Below are 4,349 nucleotides of genomic sequence, written 5' to 3' on the forward strand. Positions count from 1 at the left end.
GCGTCAGTCGATCTCGCAGGTCGCCAGGTCGACGTTGCGGGTGCGCCCGTCGACGGTGACGGTGAGTTTTCCGCCGGTGCTGACGATACGGGTGGCCCCCGGCACGTCGGCGGTGCACACCTCGGCCCCGCTGAGGGCACTCACGACGAGACGCGGCTGTCCTTCCACCTCGTCGAGCCGGGCGAACGCCGTGCCCACATTGATGGGCTCATCACCGACATTCGCTCGCACCGTTGTGGCGGTGGTGTTCGTCCCGCCCGGAGTCGCGGCGCCCGTCGTCATGGGAGGACTGACCGTCACCTTGATGGTGGGTGAGGGCTTCGAGGTGGTCGAAATGGGCTGTGAGGTAGCCCTGCGGGTCACCGTAACCGCTGTGCTTGACGACGACGCTTCCGTCGCCGGGGCCGGTGTGGTCTCGTCGCTAAGTGTCATCGCACTTGGTTCGGTGGGGCTGGGCATCGGCTCGGTCAGCGGGGTCTGGCCGGCCGGGGTCTGCTCGAGCTCAGTGGCCGGCAGCTCGGCCAGCGGGGCGTCCTCCGGTAGTGGCTCAAGCAGTTCCTCGGAATTCAGCCGGTCCATGAGAGAGTTAAGCGGTCCACCATCGAGCGTTAGTTCTCCCGTCAATTGCGGCACATAACCCGGCGGATAGCCAGATCCAGAAGCTGCGCCATCGCAATTGATCCCATAGACAGTTGGCTGACGAACCTTATGGCCTCGCCACTCATTCGACGTTTCGCCAGTTAACCGATTAACAGAATAGACGCGAGCGACATACTCCCAGCCTGTCTGGTGGCTCATCCCATTCGAGTTGCCACTGATGACTGGGAATGAAATGTTCGCACCGACTTGGACACTAGACGCGTCGAGAGTGTAAGCATAAGGGATTTGTCCGTTCAATTGAACTACCAGAACCCTATAGTCGAAAGCCGCGTTAAGGTGTGTGACACCTAGAACAAAACCTCGTTGTCGAACTGCAAGATACCAGCCATCTTCGACTCCATCCGTGCACGACACCGCTGACGGCCCAGGCAGCACGTTCCCCGTCGCCAGGTCCTGCGAACTCGCACTCGCGGTGTCCGTCAGCGCGGCGTTGGTGAAGGTTGCCTGGGAGAATCCGACGGCACCGAGTCCAAGGGCACATGCGAGCATCGCAGCGGCGATCCTGGGTTTGCGAGATGCGTCAGCCATAGCTGGGCTCCTTACTTCTTGTCGGACTCCCGAGCGTTCTCGACGGCCCGAACGCCAACATCATCAGTGCTCCAGCGAGCAGACCGGCCAAGAAAATTGCGGTTTTGCTGGACATCCACGCCGCCGCGTAGCCGATTCCCGGAAGATGAGCGAACACACGTTGGACCTCAGTGACCACGTAGGGGTTCGGGTCGGCAACCGGATTAGCGTCGCCTTGGAGAACAACACTCGCTGCACTACCTCCGGCCTCGGAGATCGATACAACCCGATGGGTGATGGATGTGCCGCGCTCGTCGTTGATAGTGATGATGTCGCCGACTCGAATCTCGGAGGCACCGATTGTCTTGGCTAACGCCAACGACCCAGTGGTGATCTCTGGAGCCATGGATCCGGAGCGGAAGATCAATGGACTGATTCCGAAGAGCATCGAGGCCGCAGCAAGCGCCATGCAGACGACACCTGCAATCGCTCCGATGTTGAGCGCGGTGTTTCCCCACCGCGGCCGCAGTCCACTGCGCGCGGTGGTAGCGCCCGCCACGGTCTCGTCCTGCTTTGTTGTGTCCATCGTCATTCCGTAGCCGTAAACTCGACGATCGCCTTCACTGCCTGATTCGACACAGTCTTGGAGACCGCATTCGATAATTGAGCTTCGAAGCAAAGGGTTTCCGCTCCTTCGACGGAGAGGGGCCGCGCGGACGTCACTAGGTCCCGTGCAGATCCCACCTGCAGAGTGGCTGAGCCAATCGCCGTGCCGTTGGTGCATTTGTTCGCGCTCACCGATGCCCCAGAGAAGGCCTTCAACGTCATGTACGGCGCAAGAGCATGGTCGCCGCTTGAGTTGACCTTTGCGGTGTAGTTGAAAGTGACCCCGCCCTTGTTCTGCACGATCAATGTGGATGCGACGGTGTCGCCCGGCATCATCCCAGAGGCTGTCAGAGGCCAGTTGTAAGACTTCGAGCCATTCACCTGCAAGTCGAGGGACGCCCCCACGCTGAAGGTGCCCGTCGTCATGGTCGCGGTGTCAGTCCAGTACGCCATGGTGCCTACGGCTCCGAGCCCGAACACCATGCCGAGAGACGCGACGGCTCGGGCGCGCGTCCAGATGGACTCACGCCAGCGACTATGACTACGAGTTGACATCGTCGGCTCCCTCCTCCATACCAGTAGCATCGGCTTCCAGCTCCTCCACACCTCGACCGGACTTTTTCTCTCGCGACCGGTCCCGCAAGCCACTGCCGAACATCCAGACGGCGTAGATGATCAGACCTCCCGCTACGGCGGTGATCGCCACGGCCCGCGTCTCACCGGTGAGCAGGACATTTACCCGTCCAAGGTGGGGCACCGAATACCACAGCTTTCCGCGCACCTGTTCGGACACAAGCGCCCAGTCGTCGACGGTGTTATTAGCGTCGCCTTGAGTCTGAATGCGCATTTGGCCGGCGCCGTCGAAGAAGATGCCGGTGATCCGGTGAGTGACCACTGCCGGGTTACCGGAATAGGGCTGGAAAGTGACGACATCACCGGTGGACAACTGGTCGGCGGGGGTTGGCCGGACGACGACTAGTGCGCCGGGTGCGATTCCTGGTTCCATCGACCCGGTGAGCACTGTGTACGCATGGGCGCCAGTCGCCCGGGGTATCACCACCAGTGCCAGCAGAATGAAACCGAGCACCAAGAGCAGCAACCAGCCGCCGATTGTGCGCGCCCACCAAACCCACGAAGTGTCGTCGGCGTTGCCATCGGCTCGCGGGTCCGCCTTCTGATGAGCGCCACACGCTCGGGTGTCCTGCGTAGTCACGGTCATCACCTGCTCACGAGTGCCCGGAAGGTGAAAGCTGCCGTGCCTGCCTGCCCCGCTACGGCTCCGTTGTCGAGCGACGCCACCAGACAGAGCATTGTCGACGCGCCGTCCGCCACAGAAATCGGCTTCGTAGTGGACGCGCCGTCCATCGCACCGTTGTAGATGTCGCCGGTGACACCGGTGGTGCACCCCTGGGCATCGTCAACGCGGGCGATAACGAGGCGGAGCGGTGGCGCAGTGGTCGCCATAGCTTGTGGAGTCACAACGACCGATTCGACGGTGTAGGACATCGGCACATTGCCCGAGTTGAACACTTCGAGCGGCTTCGCGACCGCACTGCTCGAGGTCATGTTCTCTCGCCCGAAATCGGATAACTCATACATTTGGTCACCAAAATTGCCTGACGAGATATCGAGGCGTCCGGCGTTGAGAGTCGGCCCGTTGCTCGCGGGCGCAGACGCCCGCCAGGCGGCGCCGGTTGCCACGACTGAGGAGAATCCCAGTGCGACAACCGACGCCCCTACGAGCGCCCACGTGATGTGGGACTTCATAGATCCGCCTTACGCCGTGGCGGGGGCGGTCTGCTTGAGCACGACGCCCACGTTCGAAAGTGAAGCCTTGCCGTCCATGCCCGCCTGGTTGCCCACGCCAATCTTCGGGTCGAAGGTGACGGGAGTTTCGACGGTGATGGTTCCGCTGTCGGTCTCACTGAGATTTTCGAGGTCGACACCCGCCGCCCCCGTGACTGTGGCGGCGCCCACCTGCAGTTCAGCGGCAAGACCGGATGGCGTGCCAACATCGCTGACCCCGGCGGTACCGGTCAGCTCAGCTTCTGCCCTGAGGTTGGTGCCCTTTATGTCGAGCGTGTAGTCAGCGACGTACACCACAACGTCACCGGGAACGATCGTCTCGCCAGCACCTACCACTGCACCCGCAGCAGTCTCCCAATGCCAGGCGCCTGTGTCCTCTACCTGTGAGATTCGCAGGTGACCGGCGGTCACCTCACCCCCGGGAACGGCATCACCCGACGAACTCCACGCCGCGTAGGTACCCGCACCGCCCGCGAGGAGCACTGCAGCCGCGCCAGCGGCGAGTGCACCCTTGGTTGTCTTCTTCATAGATGTTCCTTCGAGCTGGACACCGCGGTCGCGGCGTCGAGTGGAATCACGGCCGCGGCGCGGACTCGTGCAGCTGGCCGCACGCGCGGCCTCTCGATACCCGGGCGACTGCCCCGGGCATCGAAGTCTTGGCGGTATCCATCAGGACCCGACCCGGATGTAGGAGCTCCCGAGCTGGAGGAGCCCGTCGACGGAGCCGAGTGGTTTCGCGGCGGACTGCCCCGGGGCGGAGGAGCCCACGC

The 4,349-nt window shown here is 62.7% G+C and carries 6 protein-coding genes; all 6 read right to left on the reverse strand.

Features of this window, described 5'->3' with window-relative positions; translation table 11 throughout:
- Nucleotides 1-3 precede the first annotated feature (3 nt).
- The 6 genes from ACWIE7_RS18370 to ACWIE7_RS18395 are packed head-to-tail and all read right to left on the reverse strand — an operon-like array spanning nt 4 to nt 4,107.
- Nucleotides 4-1,188, reverse strand: coding sequence for a hypothetical protein (locus tag ACWIE7_RS18370; RefSeq protein WP_454070213.1), 1,185 nt, complete (start codon nt 1,186-1,188; stop codon nt 4-6).
- Nucleotides 1,181-1,759 (reverse strand): signal peptidase I, encoded by a 579-nt coding sequence (locus ACWIE7_RS18375; protein ID WP_454070214.1) that lies wholly within the window; start codon nt 1,757-1,759, stop codon nt 1,181-1,183. Before ACWIE7_RS18375 ends, ACWIE7_RS18370 begins: the two co-directional genes overlap by 8 nt.
- Entirely contained in the window at nt 1,756-2,358 is a 603-nt protein-coding gene (locus ACWIE7_RS18380; protein ID WP_454070215.1) for a TasA family protein, read from the reverse strand. The genes ACWIE7_RS18375 and ACWIE7_RS18380 overlap by 4 nt, the downstream gene beginning before the upstream one ends.
- Nucleotides 2,315-2,986, reverse strand: a complete 672-nt coding sequence (locus ACWIE7_RS18385) for a signal peptidase I (RefSeq protein WP_454070216.1) — start codon at nt 2,984-2,986, stop codon at nt 2,315-2,317. The genes ACWIE7_RS18380 and ACWIE7_RS18385 overlap by 44 nt, the downstream gene beginning before the upstream one ends.
- A 5-nt stretch (nt 2,987-2,991) precedes the next feature.
- Nucleotides 2,992-3,540 (reverse strand): hypothetical protein, encoded by a 549-nt coding sequence (locus ACWIE7_RS18390; protein ID WP_454070217.1) that lies wholly within the window; start codon nt 3,538-3,540, stop codon nt 2,992-2,994.
- Nucleotides 3,541-3,549: 9 nt separating this feature from the next.
- Nucleotides 3,550-4,107 carry an alternate-type signal peptide domain-containing protein gene (locus ACWIE7_RS18395; RefSeq protein ID WP_454070218.1) on the reverse strand — a complete coding sequence of 186 codons (558 nt, stop codon included), beginning with the start codon at nt 4,105-4,107 and terminating at the stop codon, nt 3,550-3,552.
- Nucleotides 4,108-4,349 lie beyond the last annotated feature (242 nt).

The sequence above is a fragment of the Dietzia sp. NPDC055343 genome (genome assembly GCF_053645265.1).

Bases quoted from the DNA above. Each gene is read 5' to 3' on its own strand.
- ACWIE7_RS18390 (WP_454070217.1), bottom strand. From the start codon at position 3,540: ATGAAGTCCCACATCACGTGGGCGCTCGTAGGGGCGTCGGTTGTCGCA.
- ACWIE7_RS18370 (WP_454070213.1), bottom strand. From the start codon at position 1,188: ATGGCTGACGCATCTCGCAAACCCAGGATCGCCGCTGCGATGCTCGCA.
- ACWIE7_RS18395 (WP_454070218.1), bottom strand. From the start codon at position 4,107: ATGAAGAAGACAACCAAGGGTGCACTCGCCGCTGGCGCGGCTGCAGTG.
- ACWIE7_RS18380 (WP_454070215.1), bottom strand. From the start codon at position 2,358: ATGCTACTGGTATGGAGGAGGGAGCCGACGATGTCAACTCGTAGTCAT.
- ACWIE7_RS18375 (WP_454070214.1), bottom strand. From the start codon at position 1,759: ATGACGATGGACACAACAAAGCAGGACGAGACCGTGGCGGGCGCTACC.